At 41.1% G+C, this 25304-nt stretch carries 22 protein-coding genes, 2 tRNA genes and 1 pseudogene; 16 read left to right on the top strand and 9 right to left on the bottom strand.

Translation table 11 applies throughout. The features are described from left to right. On the top strand, nt 1-495 hold a 495-nt coding region (locus CRJ00_RS12380; protein WP_180268489.1), incomplete at its 5' end, for a transposase. 80 nt (nt 496-575) lie between these two features. Here CRJ00_RS12380 and CRJ00_RS12375 read toward each other — a convergent pair. Continuing rightward, nucleotides 576-649: transfer RNA gene (locus CRJ00_RS12375), tRNA-Ile, on the bottom strand. Nucleotides 650-738: 89 nt separating this feature from the next. On the opposite strand from CRJ00_RS12375, the gene CRJ00_RS12370 reads away from it, so the two are divergent. The 3 genes from CRJ00_RS12370 to CRJ00_RS12360 all read left to right on the top strand — a co-directional run bounded on the left by CRJ00_RS12370 (nt 739) and on the right by CRJ00_RS12360 (nt 1898). Beyond that, entirely contained in the window at nt 739-1374 is a 636-nt protein-coding gene (locus CRJ00_RS12370) for an HAD family hydrolase (protein ID WP_099367179.1), read from the top strand. Between the two features lie 109 nt (nt 1375-1483). Next, nucleotides 1484-1675 carry a 30S ribosomal protein S21 gene (gene rpsU / locus CRJ00_RS12365; protein WP_099367180.1) on the top strand — a complete coding sequence of 64 codons (192 nt, stop codon included), beginning with the start codon at nt 1484-1486 and terminating at the stop codon, nt 1673-1675. Nucleotides 1676-1826: 151 nt separating this feature from the next. Continuing rightward, nucleotides 1827-1898 (top strand) — tRNA-Arg (locus tag CRJ00_RS12360). Nucleotides 1899-2552: 654 nt separating this feature from the next. On the opposite strand, the gene CRJ00_RS12355 is transcribed toward CRJ00_RS12360, so the two are convergent. The 4 genes from CRJ00_RS12355 to xerD form a co-directional block, all read right to left on the bottom strand. Beyond that, complete coding sequence (locus CRJ00_RS12355) at nt 2553-3191, bottom strand: hypothetical protein (protein ID WP_099367178.1); 639 nt, start codon at nt 3189-3191, stop codon at nt 2553-2555. Between the two features lie 25 nt (nt 3192-3216). After that, nucleotides 3217-5289 carry a TonB-dependent receptor gene (locus CRJ00_RS12350; RefSeq protein ID WP_099367177.1) on the bottom strand — a complete coding sequence of 691 codons (2073 nt, stop codon included), beginning with the start codon at nt 5287-5289 and terminating at the stop codon, nt 3217-3219. Nucleotides 5290-5397: 108 nt separating this feature from the next. Continuing rightward, nucleotides 5398-5769 carry a DUF2946 family protein gene (locus CRJ00_RS19375; protein ID WP_099367176.1) on the bottom strand — a complete coding sequence of 124 codons (372 nt, stop codon included), beginning with the start codon at nt 5767-5769 and terminating at the stop codon, nt 5398-5400. Nucleotides 5770-5868: 99 nt separating this feature from the next. Continuing rightward, on the bottom strand, nt 5869-6762 hold the full coding sequence (xerD, locus tag CRJ00_RS12340; protein WP_099367175.1) for a site-specific tyrosine recombinase XerD: 894 nt from the start codon (nt 6760-6762) through the stop codon (nt 5869-5871). Nucleotides 6763-6877: 115 nt separating this feature from the next. On the opposite strand from xerD, the gene CRJ00_RS12335 reads away from it, so the two are divergent. Beyond that, nucleotides 6878-9739: a M16 family metallopeptidase gene (locus CRJ00_RS12335; RefSeq protein ID WP_099367174.1), complete on the top strand. Its 2862-nt coding sequence runs from the start codon at nt 6878-6880 to the stop codon at nt 9737-9739. 382 nt (nt 9740-10121) lie between these two features. On the opposite strand, the gene lysS is transcribed toward CRJ00_RS12335, so the two are convergent. Further along, entirely contained in the window at nt 10122-11840 is a 1719-nt protein-coding gene (gene lysS / locus CRJ00_RS12330) for a lysine--tRNA ligase (RefSeq protein ID WP_099367173.1), read from the bottom strand. Between the two features lie 204 nt (nt 11841-12044). On the opposite strand from lysS, the gene CRJ00_RS12325 reads away from it, so the two are divergent. From CRJ00_RS12325 to CRJ00_RS12300, 6 genes are all read left to right on the top strand, one after another. Continuing rightward, the gene (locus CRJ00_RS12325) at nt 12045-12293 is read left to right on the top strand and encodes a type B 50S ribosomal protein L31 (RefSeq protein WP_099367172.1); all 249 of its coding nucleotides are present in this window, start codon (nt 12045-12047) and stop codon (nt 12291-12293) included. Nucleotides 12294-12367: 74 nt separating this feature from the next. Continuing rightward, on the top strand, nt 12368-13600 hold the full coding sequence (locus CRJ00_RS12320) for a putative sugar nucleotidyl transferase (RefSeq protein ID WP_099367171.1): 1233 nt from the start codon (nt 12368-12370) through the stop codon (nt 13598-13600). 2 nt (nt 13601-13602) lie between these two features. Then, nucleotides 13603-14370 (top strand): triose-phosphate isomerase, encoded by a 768-nt coding sequence (gene tpiA, locus CRJ00_RS12315; RefSeq protein WP_099367170.1) that lies wholly within the window; start codon nt 13603-13605, stop codon nt 14368-14370. Nucleotides 14371-14373: 3 nt separating this feature from the next. Next, entirely contained in the window at nt 14374-15213 is an 840-nt protein-coding gene (gene prmA, locus CRJ00_RS12310; protein ID WP_099367169.1) for a 50S ribosomal protein L11 methyltransferase, read from the top strand. A 3-nt stretch (nt 15214-15216) separates the two neighbouring features. Beyond that, nucleotides 15217-16587, top strand: coding sequence for a UDP-N-acetylmuramate--L-alanine ligase (locus tag CRJ00_RS12305; RefSeq protein WP_099367168.1), 1371 nt, complete (start codon nt 15217-15219; stop codon nt 16585-16587). A 105-nt stretch (nt 16588-16692) separates the two neighbouring features. Next, the gene (locus CRJ00_RS12300; RefSeq protein ID WP_099367167.1) at nt 16693-17022 is read left to right on the top strand and encodes a helix-turn-helix domain-containing protein; all 330 of its coding nucleotides are present in this window, start codon (nt 16693-16695) and stop codon (nt 17020-17022) included. Between the two features lie 167 nt (nt 17023-17189). Here CRJ00_RS12300 and CRJ00_RS12295 read toward each other — a convergent pair whose 3' ends face one another. Then, a complete protein-coding gene (locus CRJ00_RS12295; RefSeq protein WP_093096797.1) occupies nt 17190-18050 on the bottom strand; it encodes a sigma-70 family RNA polymerase sigma factor in 861 nt (286 codons plus the stop codon). 299 nt (nt 18051-18349) lie between these two features. Between CRJ00_RS12295 and CRJ00_RS12290 the strand changes: the two genes are divergently transcribed. After that, on the top strand, nt 18350-18556 hold the full coding sequence (locus CRJ00_RS12290; RefSeq protein WP_099367166.1) for a helix-turn-helix domain-containing protein: 207 nt from the start codon (nt 18350-18352) through the stop codon (nt 18554-18556). On the opposite strand, the gene fmt is transcribed toward CRJ00_RS12290, so the two are convergent. Next, on the bottom strand, nt 18537-19478 hold the full coding sequence (fmt, locus tag CRJ00_RS12285) for a methionyl-tRNA formyltransferase (protein ID WP_099367165.1): 942 nt from the start codon (nt 19476-19478) through the stop codon (nt 18537-18539). The genes CRJ00_RS12290 and fmt overlap by 20 nt on opposite strands. 51 nt (nt 19479-19529) lie before the next feature. On the opposite strand from fmt, the gene CRJ00_RS12280 reads away from it, so the two are divergent. From CRJ00_RS12280 to CRJ00_RS12265, 4 genes are all read left to right on the top strand, one after another. Beyond that, complete coding sequence (locus tag CRJ00_RS12280; protein WP_099367164.1) at nt 19530-20747, top strand: ABC transporter permease; 1218 nt, start codon at nt 19530-19532, stop codon at nt 20745-20747. A 131-nt stretch (nt 20748-20878) separates the two neighbouring features. After that, the gene (locus CRJ00_RS12275; protein ID WP_099367163.1) at nt 20879-23017 is read left to right on the top strand and encodes a cation:proton antiporter; all 2139 of its coding nucleotides are present in this window, start codon (nt 20879-20881) and stop codon (nt 23015-23017) included. Between the two features lie 77 nt (nt 23018-23094). Then, nucleotides 23095-24366, top strand: coding sequence for an NADP-dependent isocitrate dehydrogenase (gene icd / locus CRJ00_RS12270; RefSeq protein WP_099367162.1), 1272 nt, complete (start codon nt 23095-23097; stop codon nt 24364-24366). Between the two features lie 155 nt (nt 24367-24521). Further along, entirely contained in the window at nt 24522-24782 is a 261-nt protein-coding gene (locus tag CRJ00_RS12265; RefSeq protein WP_099367161.1) for a hypothetical protein, read from the top strand. A gap of 287 nt (nt 24783-25069) precedes the next feature. On the opposite strand, the pseudogene CRJ00_RS12260 reads toward CRJ00_RS12265, so the two are convergent. Continuing rightward, nucleotides 25070-25304: pseudogene (locus tag CRJ00_RS12260) on the bottom strand (IS110 family transposase); the annotation flags it as partial.

Below are 25304 nucleotides of genomic sequence, written 5' to 3'. Positions count from 1 at the left end.
TATGTATGTCCGGCCGGACAGAAGCTCAGCTTTATCGGTCATGCAACCAGAGTCAGTGCCAACGGATACACTGCCCGGGTCAGCTGTTACCAGGCTCGGCGATGCGAAGGCTGCCCGATGCGCAGTGGGTGCCATAAAGCTAAAGGCGATCGGCTCATTGAAGTAAACCATAGACTCAATCAGCTCAAGGATAAAGCCCGGGAAAGACTGCTATCGGAAGAGGGAATGTACCATCGAAGCAAGCGACCCATAGAAGTGGAAGCTGTTTTCGGTCAGATGAAAAGCAACAACAGGTTTACCCGGTTCACAATGAAAGGACTGGAGAAAGTCGCTGTGGAGTTCGGATTGAGGGCCATTGCCCATAACCTCAGAAAATGGGCAAAAAAGTGGAAAGACAAAGCTTTTATCGGTAAACCAGGTGGCAAAAACTCCCTATTTGCGATAAATCAAGCCATCAACATGCTGAAAAGTATAAAACATCGACTTGCAGCCTAATATTGCTCATGAAATTATAATGGAGCTCCAGAAAGCTATAAAACAGAAGAAGGTGCCTTTTTAGACACCTTCTTTTTCCGTGCTCCCAACTGGGCTCGAACCAGTGACCAAAAGATTATGAGTCTTCTACTCTAACCAACTGAGCTATAGGAGCTTTTTTATTTCATCAAAATTTCAGCATTTATTCCTGCCTTTTGACGATGCAATTATCGATATTTGAGACGAGAAAACAAAATTTTTTAGATGCAAAATATCAAAAATGTAATTCTGGATTATGGAAATGTGATCTTCATGATCGACTTTCCGCGTGTTCGTCAGGCCTTTATCGATTTGGACATTCAACATGTCGATGATTTTTTTGCACACCATGGGCAAGACTCCCTATTTGATAGTTTTGATAGGGGAGAGATTACGGCTGCTGAATTCCGAAATGGTGTACGAGAAAAAGCCAATAAACCCGATCTAACCGATGAACAGATCGATCATGCCTGGAATTCCTTGCTAATTGGCGTTCCTGAAGGTAAACATGAAATTATGGAGGAACTGAACGAACGTTACAGAATGTTTCTCTTGAGCAATAACAATGAGATCCATTACACCTATTGCATGAACCATATCCAGGAAGTTTACGGCGTAGAAGACAATGAGCAGTTTTTTGAAAAGACCTATTATTCCCATTTAGCCGGATTGAGAAAGCCTGATCTTGCGATCTTCGAATTAGTGCTTAAAGAAAACAACCTCAATCCATCGGAAACCCTTTTTGTGGATGATAGCCCCCAACATCTTGAAGGAGCAAAACAATTGGGTATCCATACGGCACTGTGTACGAAGGATCATCCATTGGAAGCTATTGTTGAAGAATTTGGCTTATTAAAATAATATTAATAAAGTTCCTTTCATTTACTAAAATAAATCTTGTGGAATCCAATTGATTTCGATACCTTTGCAGACCAAGAAAATTACGACGAAAGGAGGTATATTAAAAGCTATGATTATTGTAAATGTAAAAGAAGGAGAATCTCTAGATAGAGCATTGAAGCGTTTCAAGAAGAAATTCGAGAAAACTGGTGTGTTAAGAGAATTACGCTCCCGTCAAGCTTTCGAGAAGAAATCGATCACTCGTCGTACCCAAGTTAAGAAGGCGATCTACAAACAATCTTTAAACCAAGACAACGGTTAATTATTGTACAAACATATAGAACGAGCTATCCCAAAAAGATAGCTCGTTTTGTTTTGAAAATGAGCCGCTTAATTAATTTCTCTTTTTACCTGTTACTTTTTCGAAAAGAAATTGATTGAAAGCTCCCAAAAAGTAGTATTTTTGGCCTGCCGCCTGCGTAGTTCAATGGATAGAATATCAGATTCCGGTTCTGACGATGTGGGTTCGACCCCCGCCGCGGGCACTCTAAAAAAGAGGTGATCTTTCACCTCTTTTTCTGTTATTAGGGGATGTTGGTTATTATGCCTCGCTTTACTTTTTGTATTTTAATTGCCATTTCCCTTATTCTTTTGATTTTTTTTAGTTTGAACGCCTGAACCGTTGAAAATTTATTAATAATATTCTTCTGATGTTACTGTTTTAACAATGTAATTTAAATTCTATTCTGAGTTTAAGTGTGTTTTTACCGAATAAAGGTTTGGTTCTTTAAGAAAAAATGGTAATCCTAATATGAAAGTATATAAACAGTATGTAAGGTATACATTTTACATACTTTCAGCATACTTTCGCCTTAGTTTCAGTTCGAAGCTAACATGGGTATTCTATATTTTCTCTAAATAGCTTATTAAAGGTAGAATTAAAACATGTATATCTTTAATTTTAAAACAGCGTTTAGAAGATCACAAAATTAATCCAACATCAGGAAAATCATGGAATGAGGTGAAGCAAGAACTGCAAAAAAACGAATAAAATAAACCCTGAGCTAATTCTAAAAAAGTCCAAATGAATTTCTTCACCTGGACTTTTCCTCTCAGCTCCAAAGAGCCTAATTACTTAATAAATTAAACAGATTACATTCTCCCGAATTAATCCTTAGTAAGAACTAAATCTAAAATTCTTAATGATCATGCCCATGATCATCCTCTTCCACCAAATGCAGGCTAAATTTCAGATCAAGGTCATTTGCCCCGCCAAATTTCGCATACTCCTTATTGGTTATATCCTTAACCAGATCAATCTGAGATTTTACCCCGGGATTCAAGTGCCTAAGGATATAATTAAAAGTAAACGACTCTGCAATCTTATTTACACTGATATATCCAACTGTACCTACCTTCACAGCAGTGCCATCCGCTTTCTTATCCGCATAACTAATGCTCAATGCATCAGCAGGAGCGCCTAAAATAAAGGCAAAATGCTGATCATCCCTAGCCACAAAAGTCTGCTGGCTCTCACGACCTGCAAAATCACGAACGATCAAATTAAAACGATAGGATTTATACTTTTCCAAATGTAAATGAGCACCCACTTCCGGCAAAAGATCGTTCCCTTTGAATTCGATCTTTTCTACCTCCGCTCCAGCGAAATCTTCATAGCTCACATTACTTCCATTCACCACCTTTTTTACTTCCGTAAAAACCAAGGTAGCACCGGAAACCTCCTCCTGGTCCACCTCTGGATTTGGGTCATCCTTTGAACAAGAACTGAATACAGAAATACTGAATAACGCGATAATAAATAAATGTATATTTTTCATGATTATGTTTTTTTAATGTTTTTTTCTAAAATGTATAATTAATGGATAAAATAAAGTTTCGGCCAGGACGATGCGCATAATAACGGAATCGATCCATATAATCCTTATACTGGTTATTGAATATATTCTCAACACGCAAACCTAGATTGACCAATTGATTGGTTTCCCTACCTAAGCGAAAAGCTTGGGAAACATGTATATGCATCAGGTGATAGGCAGGGGGAGGAGCCATAAAGTCCGTTCCTGCTTCATACCGATTTTGTTTGGCTACAAACTGATGGGATAATTTAACATATCCTTTATCCTGGGGAGCATAGCTCCAAGCCAAGCTCTGTGTAAACTGATCCGAAGGAATATATGGCAGATAACGATCCATACTCAGGTTCTTTGCGCGCACTAAACCCGCATTGATCTGGTACTGCCAATGTTCCAAAAATGCCCATTTCGCATTCAGGTCCAGACCAAAGAACAAAGCATTGTGCTGCGTATAGCTAAAAACCGGAAAAGTTCCTCGGATGGTCTGTCTTACCGAATCTGGATTCGGGGTGGAATAGATATAATTTGCAATATACTGCGCATACCCATCCAGTTGGAAGGCAAAATCATCCGCTTCGCGGCTGATCGAATTCACCCATTTCAGTCCTTGTTCGGCTTTTAGATCAAGATCACCGATTTCATAGATCCCTGCACCATGGTGAACCCCATCTGCATACAGTTCATTGGCCGTAGGTGCTCGCCAGGCCAAACCCACATTCGACCGTATTGCCCATTTGGAGTCGAGTTGGTATTTCCCGCCCACTGATCCGGAGAAATTATGGAAATTCCGTTGGTCTGTGAGCAGGTATTGCTGTGGGATGCTTTCGTTAGGATCATTATAACGGTACCTATACCCGGCAGCATCGAAATATCGGAAATCATATCGCCAACCCAGTTCCAATAAAAATCGGTCCCAAACTTGTTGATGCATCCCGAACAAGCCGATCGACCAGCTTTCAAAGTTGGGAATGATAGGGGTGGTGCCAGTTCCAGGGGTATTGTTGTTCACCTGATTTACAGCCTGCATACCGATGGTATATCCCTTTTTCTTCAGCAACAGTTCTAAGGAATGGCTGTCCAACACCATATCAGCCATGGGTACATCATCTGCTACCGCACGACGGCGGTCGAACTCCTTGCGGTGGTTCCTTTGCCAACCATATTGAGCTTCCAATTTCAGGTCATTGTCGAAGGAATATTGATAGTTCAAACGCGCCAATTGATGACTGACATTCTGCTTTGGCGCTTGGATGTCGTAAGAAAAATCATAATGCTCCAAAGGTTCACCATGGGCAATCCTCGCCAGAATATCATCGATATTACCTACATGGGCGCCATAGAATACACCCAGCTCGGTTTGGAAGCGACTGTAATAGGCATCAAAAGCATGATTCGCTAATTTATACTGAACCTGTCCGGAAAAGTTAAGCTCCTGCACGGCGGTGTTCCCTAGATAATAATCGGCAGTTTTGCTATTTCCCAATTTCTTGCCGGAAAGCTGGGCTTTCCAACCCAGATTGGGGATACTTTTCAAGCCTCCTTCCAACAGCACGTTTCCTGAAAACCCACGCCCATTGCTGAATCCCAATAAATCCATAGCACCATGCAGACTATCGGTTTTGATGCTTCTGGATTTGCTGATCAGTACACCTGCCAAGGCGTCTGCTCCATAGCGAACAGCTTGGGCACCCTTGATCAGTTCAAAATCATCCGCCGAAAAAGGGTCGATCTCCGGCGCATGTTCCATACCCCATTGTTGTCCTTCATGCTTTACGCCTTGGTTCAACATCAGAATGCGGTTACTATGTAGCCCGTTGATCACCGGCTTTAATATGCTATGGCCTGAGCTCAAAAGACTGACGCCAGATAAATTACTGAAACGTTCTGCCAAGGTCTTGCCCTTGCTTTCGTCGATCTCCTCTTGGGATAGGTTTTGCCTCACGGCAGTGCCTTGTTCATGTCGTTTCGCAGAGACTTTTACCTCCTCGATCGTTTCATGTTGCTGTGCCAAGATGACGGTCCAAGGACCTAACATCATGCACAGGAATAGTATTCTAAGCATGTATTTAGATTACGCTAATAAAAATGTAGCCTTTAAAAATATGGAAGGCTTTGAAATATGGAGGCCTTTGAAATATGGAAGCCTTTTAATGGGTTCTGCTGTAAGGAATTATACAGCCAAGAAATAGGATGGAGGCCCTCGGAGAGAATAAGGAATGCTTTGTCTGCTGACAATTCCTTCATGATATAAGGAAGGAGAAAATTTTTCTATTGGCCATTCTACAGCTTTATTCTCCCAGTTCCACTGGAATAATTGATCTACCTGTTGATGATAAAATAAAAAACAGTAGGTACAGTTCTCATGGGAATGATCGGCAGAATGAGAATGTGCATGGTCCTCAGCATGTGCATGTCCATGATGTGCACAATCATGTGATGTTTGATCATGGGTATGAAAAGAAATTAGGCCAAGGGAAAGGCATATAATACCGATCCAGATACTGGCAATTGCTCTTTTCTTTGTTCCAATCCAATTTATCACAGCACAAAGATAATGCAAATGCAATAGTGTTGCAAATTAAAATAAACTTTGTTGCATTAACAGTGGGATTCTTTTTAGCAGGAATGTCTACAAATCCGATTAACTTCTTGGATGGTATTGGGTAATAATACTTTGTAAATAATCTTTATCGATATGCGTATATATTTCGGTCGTGCTGATGCTTTCATGGCCAAGCATATCCTGTACCGCACGCAGGTCGGCACCGCCTTCCACCAAATGGGAAGCAAAGCTATGTCGGAAGGTATGCGGACTGACATCCTTTTTCAAGCGAATTTTTTCTGCAAGGTCTTTGATGATGATGAAAATCATTACCCTGGATAATGGATTGCCGCGACGGTTCAGGAAAACATAATCTTCCATCCCCGGTTTGATGGTCTGGTGCACCCTGATCTCTTCCAGGTAGATCTTTAGAAATTTGATAGCTTGCTCGCCAATGGGAATCAACCTTTCCTTGTTTCCCTTTCCTTCGACCTTGATGAATTCCACATCCAGAAACAAATTGGAAATCTTAAGCTCACAAAGTTCCGAAACCCTTAAACCACATCCATAGAGGATTTCCAGGATGGCCTTATTTCGCATCCCTTCTGCGGCGGATAGGTCGATCGCCGAAATCAAGGCGTCAATTTCCTGGATGCTGAGCACTGTAGGGATCTTCCGGGAAAGGCGAGGGCTTTCAATAAGTTCGGCTGGGTTGCTTTCCCATTGGTATTCGATCTGAAGGAAATGGAAAAATGTTTTGATGCCCGATAGGATCCTGGCCTGGCTAAAAGCCGATATGGCAAATTCATTGATCCAGACCAAGAAATCTTGGATATTTCGGGTCTTGATGTCCTGGAGAGGGATCTCTTTTAACTCACAGTAATGCTGTAGTTTAACGATATCATTCTGGTAGGCATCAATGCTATTTTGGCTTAAACCCCGTTCTAAAAGCAGAAAACGTTTGAAATCCTTTTTTAAATTTTCCCAGTCCATTCGTTAAATATAACTAAATATCGATTATTATTTTCTTTCAACTTTAAAAAGCGAATAAAATCTTGTAATTTGGGACATTATTATATAATAACCGTTCTATACAAAAATAAAGATTATGAAAATTTTGAAGCCGTTGGCAATTGCCTTTTTGCTCCCATTTACAGCAGAAGTGGCAACTGCCTATGTTCCAAGCAACATCAGTGCTGAAGCAAAAGTGATTTTGCAATCCGATTCCCTGAAATGGGATGCGAAATTACCATTCGATCAAACTGTGAAGCAAGGAAAATTAGCGAATGGGTTTACCTACTTCATTCGTAAAAACACCGAACCAGAGAAACGTGTTACCATGTATTTGGGCGTGAAAGTGGGTTCGATCGTAGAAACCGAAAAACAACAAGGTCTTGCGCACTTTTTAGAGCATATGAACTTTAATGGACTAAAGCATTTCCCTAAGAATGCCTTAGTGGATTACCTGCAAAAAGCTGGGGTTCGTTTTGGTTCTGACCTTAATGCCTATACGGGTTTTGATGAAACGGTTTATCAATTACCAATCCCTTCGGATGATCCTGAGTTGTTGAAGAATGGTCTTCAGGTAATGCGCGACTGGGCACAGGATGCGATGTTGGAAACAGATGAAATCGAGAAGGAACGTGGTATCATCATGGAAGAGATGCGTGGTGGCCGTGGTTCTATGCAACGTATGCGCGATAAGTTCATGCCGGTATTGATGAATGGTTCCTTATATGCTAATCGTCTACCTATTGGTACGGAAGAAGTGGTTATGGGATTTGACCCTGCATTGATCCGTCAATTCCATAAGGATTGGTACCGTCCGGATTTACAAACTTTGATCGTTGTGGGTGATATTGATCCTGTTGCAATCGAAGCGGAAATCAAACGCCTATTCTCGGATATGCGCGTGGAGAAAAATCCGAAAGAACGTAAAAAAGTAGGCATTGATCTATTGAACAAAAATCAATTTATCAGTGTAACGGATCCGGAGATGGCCTATACCTTAGGACAGATCTTGATCAAACATAAAGAAAGTAAGGTGGAAACCGTAGGGGATTACCGCAAGGAATTGATGAAGAATATCTACGGAAGCATGATCAATGCACGTTTAGGTGAATTGACGCAATCTGCTAATCCTCCTTTCCTTCAAGCGGGAGTGGATATTTCTGAATTCATGGGTGGATTGGATAACCTAACTGCCTATTTCGTATCTAAACCAGGTCAATTTGAAGATGGTATTAAAGCGGTGGTTCGTGAATTGGACCGTGTGGATAAATTTGGTTTTACCGAATCGGAATTCAAACGTACCGTATCTGCTTATGCGAAATCCAATGAAACTTCTTATGTGGAGCGCGATAAGCGTAAATCGGATAGCTATGTAAATGCTTATCTGAACCACTTCTTGAAAGATGCTCCGGCATTAAGTAGTGAAGATCGTTATCAGATCACGAAGCAATTATTGCCTACATTGACCTTGAAAGAGGTAGTGGCTATTGGTGAAGAATATTATGTGGATAGCAACCGTGATGTGGTTATCCTAGCACCAGATTCTGAAAAGGATAAATTGCCGCAAGAAGCACAGGTGAATACTTGGTTCGCTGATGTAGACAAGGAGCAGTTGACGGCTTATGATGATAAGGTTTCAGATCTGCCATTGTTGAGCAAAGAGCCTGTTAAAGGAACAATCAAAAGCGAAAAAGGAATCGATAAGATTGGCGCGAAGGAAATCGTATTGAGCAATGGTGTTAAAGTGGTATTAAAACCTACTAATTTCAAGAATGATGAGATCTTGATTTCAGCATTCAGTCCAGGTGGTACTTCCGTTTATTCGGATGCGGATTACATGTCGGCATCAATGGCGGGTACATTGGTGAATTCAAGTGGTTTAGGCCAATTGAATACCATTGAGATGCAGAAATACATGACAGGTAAACAAGTGAATATCAGTCCTTATATTTCTGAGCGTACAGAAGGTTTGTCCGGCTCATCGGATAAAGAAGGCTTGAAGACTGCATTTGAAATGATCTACGGATACTTTACAGAACCTAGGATCGAAGATGATGTATTCCAGAGTGTGATGAGCAGACAGATTACGATGTTGGCTAACCGGGAGAATGATCCTAACTTCGTGTTCAATAAGAACATCATCAATACCTTATATGGAAACAACATCCGTAGAAACCCAGCTGATAAAGCGGAGTTGGATCAAGTAAAACAAGCGCGTGCATTGGAGATCTACAAAGATCGTTTCGCGGATGCATCTGACTTTACTTTCGTGATCGTGGGTTCATTTACCGAAGCGGAAATCAAACCTTATTTGGAGAATTACTTAGCAGCTTTGCCAGCGACCAACCGTAAGGAGGAAGCGAAGGATCTGAAGATTGTTGAGCCTGCAAAAGGGGTAGAGAAGATCGTTAATAAAGGTCAGGAAGCTAAGGCGAACGTAAGATTGTCCATTTATGGCGATTATACCTACAACGATGCGGAGAACATGAATTTAGCAGCATTGGAGACTATCCTTTCCAATAGATTGATCGAGCGTCTTCGTGAAGAGGAGAGTGGGGTATATGGAACGGGAGCAAGAGCTTCTTATTCTAAATTCCCTACGCAACGTTATTCCTTTAATGTTGGTTTTGGGACTAGCGTGGATAAATATCCTTCTTTGATTAATTCTACGTTGGATGAATTCCGTAAGATTAAGAAAGATGGTCCTTCGCAAGTGGATTTGGATAAATTTGTGATCGAACAGAAACGTCAGTTTGAGGTTAACCAACGTGAGAACAGGTATTGGTTAAGCCAGATTTCTGGTGCTTTGCAGGTAGGTCGTGATGTAACTTATCCGACAGTTTATTTGGAGCAGTTGAATAAGGTTACTCCAGCGACTGTGAAAGCCGTAGCGAACAAATATCTGAAAGAAGATCAATTGTTTAAATTTATTTTGTTACCTGATCAGGTGAAGAAATAAGTTGAAAGGAGTAGACTCGGATTTTTTAGATTAAGAAGAATTCGGGATATAAAAGAAATGGATGCTAAGAAATTAGCATCCATTTTTTTGTTTTTTATTGTTATTGAAGAGATTGGACCTCTGCATTAAGAGTGAACTCTGCGTCATTGCGAGGAGGTACGACGAAGCAATCTTTCCGCATGTCATGCTGAGCGAAGTCGAAGCATCTACATTTGGTACCCATACAGATCCTGCGATTGGTTCACGTACAGATCCTTCGACTTCGCTCAGGATGACATGAAAGGAAGATTGCTTCGTTCCTCGCAATGACGGTATGGTTGCAATAAAGATGGATTGCTTCGTTCCTCGCAATGACGCGTTGGTATCAATATTAACGCGAAGGTTACTCAAACCAAGCCATTACCTCATCCTTACTTGGCATCGCCACATCCAACTTCATCTTCTTTCTCATCCCGCCTAAATCATTAAACACCTTATTCGGATTCGCTTCCTTCAAGCTCTCAATTGTCAAAAATCCCATTTTCTGCAGTACCGGCACCCATACCTCCGGAATCCCTTGCTCCACATAATCCGCCACAGTAGTTACCTTCGCTGCCTTCTCCGGACGCATCTGCGGGAAGAACAACACCTCTTGAATCGATGGGTTATTTGTCAAGAACATAATCAACCTATCCATTCCAATTCCCAGTCCCGATGTAGGCGGCATACCATACTCCAATGCTCTCAAGAAATCCTGATCGATAAACATCGCCTCATCATCTCCTTTTTCCGAAAGCTTCAACTGATCTTCAAAACGCTCGCGCTGATCGATCGGATCATTCAACTCCGAATACGCATTCGCAATCTCCTTACCACAAACCATCAACTCAAAACGTTCCGTTAATTCCGGATTATGGCGGTGCTTTTTGGTCAAAGGCGACATCTCAATCGGATAATCCGTGATAAAGGTTGGCTGAATGAAATTACCTTCACATTTCTCGCCAAAGATCTCATCGATCAATTTTCCTTTACCCATAGTATCATTCACCGCAATACCCATTCCTTTAGCAGCCTCGCGGATCTCCTCTTCCGATTTACCGGTGATATCAAAACCCGTGAACTGTTGGATGGCAGCGGCCATGCTCACACGTGGATATGGCGCGCGGAAATCGATTTCATGCTCGTTGAACGTTGCTTTTGTCGTTCCGTTTACCGCAATTGCACAGTGCTCCAATAAGCGCTCTGTGAAATCCATCATCCAGTTGTAGTCTTTATAGGCCACATAGATCTCCATCGCGGTAAATTCAGGGTTGTGCGTACGATCCATTCCTTCGTTACGGAAGTTTTTGGAAAACTCATACACCCCATCAAATCCACCGACGATCAATCTTTTTAAATAAAGTTCATTAGCAATACGCAGGTACAATGGAATATCCAATGCATTATGGTGCGTGATGAACGGACGCGCAGCAGCTCCTCCAGGGATGGATTGAAGCACTGGAGTCTCCACCTCCATATAGCCCGCGTTGTTGAAGAATTCACGCATCGCATTGAACAATTTCGTACGCTTTACAAAGATATCCTTGTTCTGTGGGTTCACGATCAGATCCACATAACGCATGCGATAGCGTTGTTCTGGATCGGTAAAGGCATCAAAGGTCTTGCCATCTGCCTCTTTTACAATTGGCAATGGACGAAGGGATTTGGTCAATACCGTTAAGGTCTGTACGTGGATAGAAATCTCACCTGTTTGTGTCGTGAACACAAAACCCGTGATCCCTACGATATCGCCGATATCCAATAACTTCTTGAATACCGTATTATATAAGGTCTTGTCTTCTCCTGGGCAGATATCATCGCGCTTTACATAAGCCTGTATACGGCCAGTAGAATCCTGAAGCTCTAAGAACGATGCACTACCCATCACACGACGGCTCATGATACGACCAGCAAAGCTGATGTTCTTATAGTTTATTTTATCTCTTTCGTAGTTGGCTAATATATCTTCTGCCGTAGCATTCACGTCGAATTTCTCTGCAGGGAAGGGGTTAATACCGAGGTCGATTAAAGCTTGAAGATTTAATCTTCGTTGTTGTTCTTGTTCTGATAATCCAATACTCATGTTTTTTCGGACTTGTAATGAATTGCAAAAGTAGGAAATAAGCTAAGTTTTTACAATATTTGTGCATCTATTTAGGGAGGGCATGGAAGTTTTCAACAATAGTTAAAAAATGTGGAAGGAAATATCCGCACAGTATTGCTTTTGAATGAAAAAAAAATTATCTTTGCACCTCAATTGTTGAATATATAGTAATCATAAGATAAAATGAAAAAAGAATTGCATCCATCAAACTACAGATTAGTTGTATTTAAAGATATGTCGAATGACTACGCTTTCATCACTAAATCTTGTGTTGACACGAAAGAAAGTATTACTTGGGAAGATGGCAATGAATATCCATTAGTGAAATTAGAGATCTCTCACACTTCACACCCATTCTACACTGGTAAAATGAAGTTAGTAGATACTGCTGGACGTATCGATAAGTTCCGTAGCCGCTACAACAAGAAATAATTTATTTTCTTTTAAGAATTTAAAGGATATCCCGATAAGTTTATTATCGGGATTTTTTTATGTAATTTTAGGCCATGTCGCTAACCATCCTTTTATTTGATAAAGCGCCTTGGCGAAACCATTTATTACCGCTTTCGGCCAGTAGACCTGTCGGCAATCTCCGTGTCGGCATCTGTACCCTCGATGAAAAATGGCAGCGTATTTTCCAAGCACCTGTTTTCTTTGCTACGGCAGATTATTTGCAACCGTCTTTTCCAATTGATGGTCATTCTTCAACTGATCCTTCCTTAAAGAATCTGTTTCTGATTATTCAGGCGAATGTTTTGCCTGATATTTCGCTCTTGGAGGAGCTGGAGAACTTACGTGTTGGTGAGGTTTTGGTCTCTTCCGATCGATGGATTGCCTGCAAGTTGGGTTTCATTCCGGAAGATATACCGGGGATCATTTCCAGTTTACAACCCGTGAAAAGCAGTTCCGATGTTCAGTTTATCCATCATCCAGAGGACATTTTCCTGCAGAATAAGCAACAGTTGGAATTCGATTTTGAATTACTGACCAAAGGAAGGGTCTCAGCGGCAATTTCATCCAATAATATGCTGTTCGGAGATCGGATTTTTATCGAACCTGGTGCGCACGTGGAAGGGGTCAGTTTGAACAGTCTGGATGGGCCTATATATATAGGTAAAAATGCGCAGTTGGAAGAGGGTAGTTTCTTGCGTGGGCATGTCGCTATCGGTGAATCGGCCAGGGTGAAGATGATGGCTCGCTTATATCCGAATGTGAGCATTGGTCCAGGCAGTACGATTGCCGGTGAAGTCAATAATACAGTGATCTGGGGTAGTAGTGCCAAAGGGCATGATGGTTACCTGGGTTGTTCGGTGATTGGGGAGGGCTGCAATATTGGGGCCGGTACTTCAAACTCCAATCTGAAAAACAATTGGCAGGATGTAAGGTTATATGATTATGAATACCTTTCGTATCGGCAGACCGATGTGTTGAAATGTGGGATGATCATGGGGGATCTGGCCATGTTGGGGATAAATTCCTCCGTAAATACAGGTACCGTAATTGGGGTAGCTGCGCAGGTGGCAATGTCAAATATAATTCCCAAATTTGTGCCGGATTTCAGCTGGCAGGTAGGTGATGATTATTCAAGCTATCGGTTTGATAAATTCTTGGACATGTTAGAACGAAGAAAGCTTGCTACTGGAACCGAAATTTCAGGAAATATTGCCATATTTGAACATATATATAATAATACAGCCGGTCTACGGACCGAGGTAATCAACAATCAAACAAAAAAGTAATTATGCGTAAAAACATTGTAGCTGGAAACTGGAAAATGAATTTGGATTATGAGCAAGGATTAAGCTTGTTTTCTGAAATTGTAAATATGGTAAAAGATGAAGTGAGAGGTGGTCAGGAAGTGGTAGTTTGTAGTCCGTTTATCCATTTGGCTAGTTTGGCTAAACTGGGAAATTCGGCAGTCAACGTATCTATTGGTGCTCAGAACATTTCTGAACATGCATCTGGAGCCTATACCGGAGAAATCTCTGCTTCCCAAGTGAAATCTACAGGTGCTAACTATGTGATCTTAGGTCATTCGGAACGCCGTGCCTATTATGGTGAAACGGATGAGTTATTGGCTAAAAAGGTGGACGCTGCATTGGCAAACGACCTGAAACCGATCTTCTGTATTGGAGAAACCAAAGAGGAACGCGAATCTGGATCTTTCTACGAAGTAATCAAAACGCAATTGAGCAAAGCATTGTTCCATTTGGATGCGAATGCTTTTAAACATATTGTCTTGGCCTATGAGCCTGTATGGGCTATTGGAACTGGTTTAACGGCCACTCCAGAGCAGGCGCAGGAGGTGCATGCCTTCATCCGCAAGACCTTAGCGGAACAATTTGGTCAAGAAACAGCAGATAACACGAGTATTTTATACGGTGGAAGTGCCAATCCGGGCAATGCCCAAAGCCTTTTCTCCCAACCGGATATCGATGGTGGGTTGATTGGGGGTGCGTCTCTGAAATCTCGTGATTTCCTGCAGATTATTAATGTATTTAACGGTTAATTTATGAAGTACTCAGCAGTTACTTTTACCTCCTCTAACATGGAGGAATGGCAAAAGGATTTGCTCGTTGCTGAATTAGCAAACCTTGGTTTTGATACCTTTGAGGATCAGGACCAAGGTTTTGTAGCTTATGTTCCAACAGCTAATTTGGATATTCAGGCATTGGAGACGGTTTTGCTCCAGGAGGCAGGCGATTATGACCTGCAGTATGATGTGCAGGAATTGGAACAACAGAATTGGAACCAATTGTGGGAAAGTAATTTCAGCCCGATCACGGTCGATGATCAATGTTATGTGCGGGCCACTTTCCATGAAGACCGTCCGGAATTTCCTTATCAGATCATCATCGATCCTAAAATGTCTTTCGGGACTGGCCATCACCAGACTACGTCCATGATGCTTTCTTTTGTTCTGGAGAACGATTTTGAGGGTAAGCGTGTTTTGGATATGGGCTGTGGGACAGGTATCCTGGCTATTCTCGCTTCCAAACGTGGCGCGGAAGAACTTTTAGCGGTGGATTATGATCCGATCTGTGTGGAAAGCGTCAAGGAAAACAAGGAATTGAACGGCACCTATAATATTGAGGAAAAGTTAGGTTCTAAGGAAGTGATCGAAGGTTTGAAATTTGATACGATCCTGGCGAACATCAATAGGAATATCTTATTGGATCAGATGGAGGTTTATGCCAATGATCTGGATGCTGAAGGAGAATTATACTTATCAGGATTCTATGATGGTGAAGATTTATCCATCTTGACGGAAAAGGCAGGTGCGGTAGGTTTCGAGTTCAAAGAGAAAAAAGTGCTGGATAACTGGTGTTCGGCCAAATTTATTAAATCGTAGTCCATGCGAATTCATTTTATTGCCATAGGCGGTAGCATCATGCACAATTTGGCTATTAATTTAGCTGAACAGGGGCATCAGGTGAGTGGTTCCGACGATCAGATCGTGGAGCCATCGAAGTCTCATTTGCAGGCAGCGGGTCTTCTTCCGGATGAACTGGGCTGGTTTCCAGATAAACTGGATGAAAGCATCGATGCCGTGATCTTGGGGATGCATGCCGATAAGGATAACCCAGAGTTGAAGAAAGCTCAACAACTGGGGGTGAAGATCTATTCCTTCCCAGAATTTGTGTATGAGCAGAGCGTGGATAAAACGCGCGTTGTCATTGCGGGAACCTATGGTAAAACCACGATCACCAGTATGGTGATGCATGTGCTCAAGAAGCTGGGCAAGAAATTCGATTACCTGGTTGGAGCCCAACTGGAAGGTTTTGATGACCTGTTGCAATTGAATCCTGAAAATAACCTGATCATTATTGAGGGGGATGAATATTTTGCATCTTCCATAGATCGTAAATCCAAGTTTTTGGATTATAAACCCAATATTGCCCTGATTAGCAATGTGGATTGGGAGCATTTCAAAACGGTGATCCCAGAAGATGAATACCTTAAGCAGTTCGAAGACTTTATCCGTAGCATTGTTCCTAAGGGAACATTGATCTATAACAAGGATAACGGACCGACACGCGAAGTGGTGGAACGCACCATGGATATCAAGATCAACCGGCATGGCTATAAATTACCTGAATATACCATCAACAAGGGGGTGACTTATATACATGTAGGTGAAGAGCAGATTCCATTAAAGGTGTTTGGCAAACATAACCTGTCGAATATCGCCGGAGCATTTACCGTTTGTGAGTGGTTGGGCGTTAAACGGGATGGATTTTATGAAGCCATCCAAGATTTTAAAAGCTCCATTCGTTACCTGGAATTCGTAGCCAGCCAGAACGGTTCTGTGGTTTACCAGGATTTTGCCCATACGCCAAGCAAGCTTCGCTCAAGTATTCATGCCGTTAAAGAACAATTTCCTAACCAAGCGCTTGTAACAATTATAGAGTTAAACGCTTACGATAGTTTAGACGCAAACTTTATTCAGGACTACGCAAACTCGATGAATGAGTCAGATTTCGCTGTAGTATTCGTTAATACTTCTCTTATAAAGGAAAAAAATATCGATGTAGATAAATTAATCTGGAGTTTATCAGAGGCCTTTAATCATCCGTCTTTCCATGTAATTACACAACTTTCTGATTTAGAAGCATTTTTGGAATCTTTTAAATCAAATGGTTACAATTTACTATTTATGAGTTCAAACAATTACAATGGCGTAAATATGACAAGTTTTGCGGATAAATTTTTGAGAAATTTTTAAGATTTTTCCTTTTTTTTTTAAAATATTAATATTGGCATTTTGATTTATAAGTTATTTGTTTAAATTTGATAATTACTTAATAAATAAATATTTTACATTTTACCCATGAATGCATTAGGAAAGAAAATCAGATTACTTAGACACCAGAAGGGGTGGAGTCAAGAGGATGTGGCAAAACGCTTAGACATTTCGATTCCTGCCTTTTCTAAAATCGAGACCGGAATTACGGATGTAAACCTGTCTAGATTGAATCAAATTTCAAAATTGTTTGGTTTATCGCTTGTACAGCTATTATCTACTTCAGATCCTGAGGAAGATAAGCAGATTCAAAACGAGGTCAATGAACTTCAAAAGAGACTTCAGTCTCGCGAAGTAGAGGTTATTGACTTGCAGAAAAAAGTGATTGATCTTTACGAGCAATTGCATAAAAAATAATTAACTGCTATGTTAAAGGAAGAGCCCTGGGTTATGATTTAACCTAGGGCTTTTTGTTTGGGCTAATTTTTCGGTAAACGATTAAATTATCGAATTTTTAAGGATAAAAAAATGCGCATCGGTCGAGATGCGCATTGCTATTGTTTCTGAAGTAAAGTTTGTATTGTCTAACCTAAATATGACTTTAGGATTTTGCTTCTAGAGGTATGTCTAAGACGTTGTAAAGCTTTATCTTTAATTTGTCTTACCCGTTCTCTAGTCAAGCTGAATTTCTCTCCAATTTCTTCTAAAGACAATTGATGGTTTGAACCTAGTCCGAAGAACAAAACAATGATCTCTCTTTCGCGCTCTGTTAAGGTCGCTAGAGAACGTTTGATTTCTTCTGATAAAGATTCATCGATCAAGGAGCTGTCTGTATCCGGATCGCTGTTTTCCAATACATCCAATAGGGTGTTTTCTTCGCCTTGAACAAATGGGGCATCCATCGATACGTGACGTCCAGAATTGCTTAATGTATCAGATACCTTGTCAACGGTTGTTTCAAGGATGTCTGCCAATTCTTCTGGAGATGGTTCACGTTCGTATTCTTGCTCCAATTTTGAGAAGGCCTTGCTAATTTTGCTTAACGAACCTACTTGGTTTAAAGGTAAACGTACGATACGAGACTGCTCTGCGATTGCTTGTAGAATAGATTGACGGATCCACCAAACAGCATAGGAAATAAATTTGAAACCCTTCGTCTCATCGAATCTTTTTGCTGCCTTGATTAGGCCAAGATTTCCCTCATTGATCAAGTCTCCTAAAGTAAGTCCTTGATTTTGGTATTGTTTTGCTACGGAAACAACGAAACGTAGATTGGTTTTTGTTAATTTTTCTAATGCTACTTGATCACCTTCCCGTATCCTTTGTGCTAGGATTACTTCCTCTTCTGCCGAAATTAAGTCTACTTTTCCAATTTCGTGCAAGTATTTATCTAGCGATTGGGACTCACGATTGGTGATGGATTGTGTAATTTTGAGCTGTCTCATCTAAAATATATAAACCTTTCTATTCTGAAATGTTTGCAAACATAACGAATTTTCTGTAATTAATTCTAATATAATTGTAAATTATTAACTCATTATGAGTTAGTTAGAGGGGCTTAGTTGATGTTATACTCTGTACAAAAATCATTCCAAATTGTCGTGATTACGACATAATGCCCGATCATTTTACAATTTTTAACCAATGCGCATCATATTTATTTTAAATCGCATTCTATTATCAAAAACAATTTAAATTCGCGTTTGTTTTAGAGATTATACTTAACATATTAAATACTAGCATTATGGCCATAGTCATTAAATTGGACGAAATTATGACGATCCGGAAAATGTCCTTGAATGAGCTAAGCGAAAAGGTGGGAATTACTTTATCCAACCTTTCCATCATAAAAAACCAAAAATCAAAAGCTATTCGATTGAGTACGTTGGATGCCCTTTGTAAGGCATTGGAATGTACGCCAGGCGATCTGATTAAATATTCTGAATTTTAGGGTCTTCAAAACGATACCCACGAAGGAAATCGGCTATCTGCATTCTCTTTTTACCTTCGATCTGAATAGATAGCAAATGGATATAACCGTCATTAGTGGCCACTTTAAGCAAATTCTTCCCATCGGTGACGTATGTTCCCGGAATTAAGTCGTGCGCTTTTATTTCCTTTGATGTCTGGAAAATCTTTAAACCTTTATTGTCCAATTTGGTAAATGCAGTCGGGTAGGGGCTTAAGCCTCTTATCTTATTATAGATGCTTGCTGTATCTTTATTCCAATCGATCTCACCATCTTCCTTAAAGATTTTCGGGGCATGTTTTACATCCTCAGCAGCCAATAAATCATCCTGTGGAACTGGATTGATATCTCCATTTCGGATGGCATCCACCGTTTTCACGATCAATTGTGCGCCTTTTTCCATCAATTTATCATGAAGGATTCCGGCGTCATCGGTGTCGGCGATTTCCACCTCATCAGCAAAAAGAATATTTCCAGTATCAATTTCATGCTGCAGCAAGAATGTCGTAACGCCTGATTTTTTTTCACCGTTAATAACCGCCCAATTGATCGGGGCTGCGCCACGATAATTTGGCAATAACGAAGCATGTACATTCACAGTGCCATGTTTGGGCATATCCCAAACCATTTCTGGAAGCATGCGGAAAGCAACGACTACTTGTAGATCAGCTTGATAGCTTCGAAGTGCTGCAATAAATTCAGGGTCTCTTAACTTTACGGGCTGCAAAACCGGGATCTGATGTTCCTTGGCAAACACTTTGACCGCAGATTCGTGCATTTTCTGTCCTCTACCGGCTGGTTTGTCAGGCACGGTAACAACAGCAACAACATTTTCGCCAGCATCAATTAATGCTTTTAAAGAAGCTACAGCAAACTCTGGGGTACCCATGAAAATTATACGCATATCAATCTATTCTTTTTTTTAACTTTGCGAAGTTACAAATTAAAATTAAGCTTGAATTTTCCATATTTCCTCGCGAAGCGAATTACTTTATCGGGACAACGTACGTTTTCAAAATTGATCGTACGGGTAACCATAGGTGCATTGACCTTAGCGATCATGGCTATTATCATGGCCGTGGCCATTCTTAATGGTTTCAAGCAGGAAATAACCGAAAAGCAGCGTGGATTCTTCGGAGACATCATCATCCTGAAGAACGAACGCAGTGATTCCTATGTCAACACACCTATTTCACTTTCCAACGAGCAGATCAACGTTTTAGAGAAACATTCAAACGTGGTCAATATCTATCCATTTGCTACAAAAGCGGGGATAATGAATGTGAAAGGGGAGGTTGAAGGTGTGCTGCTCAAAGGGATCGATAAGGATTATGACCAGGAATTTCTTTCCAAGACTATTTTGGAAGGAGAGACCATCGACTTCAACGCAGAGGATGCCGAGAGCCAATTGCTGATCTCCTCCCTAACTGCCAACCGTTTGCATCTGAAGGTGGGGGATAGTTTCATTATGTACTTCATCCAAGAGCCAGTTCGGAAAAGGAAATTTGTTGTCAAAGGAATCTTCACCACCAATTCCGAAGAATTGGATAAGATCTATGTCATTGGTTCGCTTTCTCTGATCAGGAGGTTAAATAATCTGGGCGAAAAGGAGGTTGGAGGCTATGAGGTCCGTGTCAAGGATTTCTCGCAATTGGCTTTAACCACAGAAAGCTTGAATGAGGAACTGCCTATTGAATTATTTGCCACGAATGTGATCGAGCAGATGCCGGATATCTTCAATTGGTTGAATATGCTGGATATGAACGATAATATCATCTTTGTATTGATGGTTATCGTGGCAGTGATCAACATGATCTCCGCTTTATTGATTAGTATCCTGGAACGATCATCCATGATCGGCATACTGAAAGCGTTGGGCATGCAGAATGGTAAGATTCGAACTATTTTTCTCTATAATTCTCTTTACCTGATCGGTTTTGGATTGATCCTAGGTAATGTGCTGGCCATCATTATTTACTTTTTTCAGAAGCATACCCAATTCTTCAAATTAGATCCTAGTATCTATTATGTGTCTTTCGTGCCGATGGATATATCTTGGCTTACAGTAGTTTGGCTAAATTTAGCTTTGGTTTCCATAGCCTTATTGACACTATTTATCCCTTCGATGTTGATTTCTCGGATATCACCAATTAAGACCATTCAGTTTAAATAATATCACGATTCAGTTTAATTAATCAACTACAAAAGCGGAATTCCCGTCGGGGAAACCGTATTTTTTCCGTATATTTCCCTTGCTAAAACAATTTTAATTTTAATATGTCTTTTATCCTTTAGCAATATTCTATGGACAATAAAATATTCGATCATCTTATTCATGCTTTTGAGGCACCACTGACCAATCCGGTACTCATTTTTTCCCTCGTCCTTTTCATTATCCTGCTATCACCCATTCTTCTAAGACCGATCAAAGTTCCGGGAATTATTGGGTTGATCATCTCCGGGATGATCATAGGGCCACATGGGTTAAATTGGTTGGAAAAGAATTCAGCTGTTGATTTGTTTTCTACCATCGGTTTACTGTATATCATGTTTATCGCTGGTTTAGAGTTAGATATGAATGAATTTAAGAAAACCAAACATAAGAGTTTTATGTTCGGCTTTTTCACGTTCATTATCCCCATTTCCATTGGATTTCCGGTCTGTTATTATTTGTTGGATTATAGCTTGTTGACCAGTATCCTGATTGCCAGCATGTTTGCTACCCATACCTTGGTTTCCTATCCGATTGTAAATCGTTACGGTATTTCAAAGAATGAAGCCGTTGCGATCACCATTGGTGGTACCATCCTGACAGATACGGCGGTGCTTATCATTTTAGCTATTATAAAAGGTGCCTCCGATGGGGAGATCACCAATGAATTCTGGGTAACCTTAGGCGTTTCCTTTGCCATCTTCCTGTTCATCATGTTTGGTATCATTCCGAAAATTGCCAAATGGTTCTTTGAGAAGGTAGAGAGTGAGAAAACTGGGCATTATATCTTTGTGCTTACCGTTGTTTTCTTCGCAGCTTTTTTGGCGGAAATGGCGAACTTAGAGCCTATCATTGGGGCCTTTGTGGCGGGATTGGCGCTGAATAAATTGATCCCACATTCTTCGGCATTAATGAACCGAATTGAATTTATAGGAAACGCGATATTCATCCCCTTCTTCCTGATCTCGGTCGGGATGATTGTGGATATCAGCATCTTCACCAGTAAGGCCGGATGGACAGTGTTCTATGTGGCCGGCGCATTGACCTTGGTAGGAATTTCGGGTAAATACTTGGCAGCTTCTGCTACGAAATGGGCCTTCAAATATTCCAACAATGAACGGAACCTTATTTTTGGGTTAAGTAATGCCCATGCTGCAGCTACGTTGGCCATTATCATGGTAGGATATAACAACCAGATCATTGATGAGAATGTACTGAATGGTACCATCGTATTGATTTTGGTGAGCTGTATTATAGCCTCAGTCGTAACGGAGAATGCGTCCAAAAAGATCGTACTAGAAGGTAGGCAGCATGTAGAACATGTGGAGCATGTGGAAGAGCATGAAGAACAGATTGTGATCCCGATTGCGAACCTGAACAATATGGAAGCCATCTTGGATTTTGCGACCTTGATTAAATCCAAGAAGTCTCCGCATCCACTGAATATTCTAAGTGTGGTTCCAAATGATGAACAGGCAGAACGAAATGTACAATTGGCGAGGCAGAGCTTGGATAAGATCTCCCGATATGCTGCTGGTTCTGAGACAGAAGTGGATCTGATCACGCAGATCGACTATAATATTGCTAATGGTATTGGCCGTGCCTCGCGAGAAGCATTTGCTGATTGTTTGATTTTGGGTTGGCCGAGTGCGACCAGCTTTGTCGAAAAGATTGTCGGAGAAAAAGCGGAGAGCATCTTGAACCATACCGATACCAACCTGATCATGTGTAGGATCGAGAAGCCTTTCATCACCAATAAGCTGATCACCATCTTTGTGCCGCCATTGGCTGAATCGGAGGTGGGATTCCATTATTGGATGGAGAAGATGAGTAAATTGGCATCTGAGTTAACACTTCCTATCACTTTTATATGTAACGAACGCAGCCGTCAGGCGATTCTGAATATGTTGGAGACCTTGAAATCCAGCGTGCCTACGGCATTTGAACTGTATGATGACTGGGATAATATTTATGGTCTGGCCACATTCAGCAATGCGGATTCTTTATTGGTTTTCGTTTCATCGCGCTATGGGGAACTATCTTATCGAGATTCTTTAGATGGTTTGGCAAAACGAGTTGGGAAATACTACAAGAACCAGAACCTTATCCTGATCTTCCCGGCACGCTTGGAAGACCAGCATATCGATGAGTATGAGGATGTACAGGCAGCACCTATTTTCCGCAAGATCAGCAGGGAAATTGGAAATATGTTCGGAAAGGATAAAACATAATTTAAATTTTGTTATTTAAAACATGGGTTAAATAACATTTTACGATAAATATTCATAAATAATTGGAGAGGATTTACATGAAAGAAATGACAGATAAAATCACGATTGACGGAAGTGGAAAATTGCAGGTACCTCATCAGGTGAGCATCCCATTCATTATCGGGGATGGTATTGGTCCAGATATATGGCGGGCATCTGTTCGTGTTTTTGATGCGGCAGTGGCGAAGTGTTATGGGGGAGAGCGGAAAATAACGTGGAAAGAAGTTTTAGCGGGGGAGAAGGCATTCAACGAAACAGGTGACTGGCTTCCGGAAGAAACGTTGACCGTTTTTAAAGAGTATTTAGTTGGTATTAAAGGACCATTAACCACGCCGATCGGCGGTGGGATTCGTTCGTTGAATGTGGCTTTGCGTAAAGAATTGGACCTGTATGTTTGCCAGCGACCTACTAAATGGTATGTTGGTGTTCCTTCGCCAGTCAAACATCCTGAAAAAGTGGATATGGTGATCTTTCGCGAGAATACGGAAGATATTTATGCGGGTATTGAATTTGCTGCCGGAACTGCGGAGGCAAAGCGTATGCAGGATTTTTTGAAGGAGGATCTGAATATTGATTATAACTTTACGAATACTACCGGAGTTGGGATCAAACTGGTGTCGGAGGAAGGATCGAAACGGTTGATTCGTGCGGCTATTGAGTTTGCCATCCGCGAGAACAGGAAATCTGTTACCTTGGTACACAAGGGTAACATCATGAAGTTTACGGAAGGAGCTTTCAAGAACTGGGGATACGAGGTTGCAGAAACGGAATTTGGGGATCAGACCTATACCTGGAACCAATGGGAAAATACCAAAGCGAGCAAAGGTCAGGATGCTGCAAATGCGGAGCAGAAGGAAGCGGAAAAGGCTGGAAAATTGATCATTAAGGATATTATTGCGGATAATTTTCTGCAACAGATCTTATTGGCACCACAGGATTATGATGTAGTGGCTACTCTGAACCTGAATGGCGATTATATTTCAGATGCTTTAGCAGCGATGGTAGGTGGAATTGGTATTGCACCGGGTGGTAATATTAATTATAAGACCGGTCATGCTATATTTGAGGCTACTCATGGTACAGCTCCACGTTTTGCGGATACCGATACGATGAATCCATGTTCGGTTATTTTGAGTGGAGTGATGATGTTGGACTATATGGGCTGGCATGAAGCGGCAGATGCGATTGTGAATGCGGTGGCCACTACAATACAAGAAAAGACGGTAACAGTTGATTTTTATAATTTGATGTCGGATGCAACGCTACTTAAGACTAGTGAATTCGCCGACAAAATTATCGAGAAATTATAAATCCTTTGGGATATTGTTAGAATAAGCTGAACTTTAGGGTTCAGCTTTTTTTGTGAGGTTGAGGGGGTGAAGAGTGCTTATGATTTGAGTGGGAAGGTTGGGATGGTTAGAGTAGGATATTTTGATAATCAAGTTGGATTAGATTAAATTTTAAGATGAATAAAAATGACTTACCGGGATTTATAAGGAATTCTGAGGTTTTTACAGATGAGGAATTGGAGAGCTTGGTTAATTTGGAGGAAAAACCTACTGAACAGGAGATTGATGCTTTTAAATATGACCCGGAGATCCAGGAATTGTTGAATGCTTTCATTGGGGATGAAACAACGCGTTTAACGCATCAGTTGCTGAAAGCAAAGTCGTTTTTAAGGGAGGGAAAGGTGGCGGAAGCCTGGAAGGTTTGTTTTGTGGATTAGGGGATTGTTGGGTAAGGTTTTTGTTGGCATGGTTGATGGATTTTTGTCATCCTGAGCGTAGTCGAAGGATCTAAACACTGGTAAACGAACAGATGCTTCGACTTCGCTCAGCATGACATGCTAGACGTCATGATAATTTAATTGGAAGGATATAAAAAAAGATTGCATCGTACCTCGCAATGACGCGGAACCTCGCACTGACGGGGGCCCGCAATGACGTGGAACCTCGCAATGAACTGTGTATATATCCAAATAATAAATTAAATTTTCTCCAAATAATATTCTGATTAGGCCGCTTTTGCGATGTAGCCCTTTCCAGATTTTGCGATGGCGAATGCCTGTTTGATCAGTTTGTTCACCACTGCTATGATTGCGACCTTGTATGGCTTTCCTTTTTCCATCAACCTCCCATAAAGCTCACTGCAGGCGGTGTTGCTCCTGATGGCGGATATTGCCGCCATGTACAGCACCTTTCTGACCTGGCCCATCCCCATCTTGCAGATATGCCCCTTTCCCTTTACG

This window comes from Sphingobacterium sp. 1.A.4, assembly GCF_002734245.1.
GTDB classification, from domain to species: Bacteria; Bacteroidota; Bacteroidia; order Sphingobacteriales; family Sphingobacteriaceae; genus Sphingobacterium; species Sphingobacterium tenebrionis.
The sequence above is the reverse complement of the archived record's forward strand: the minus strand, read 5'-3'. Positions and strand labels throughout refer to the sequence as shown.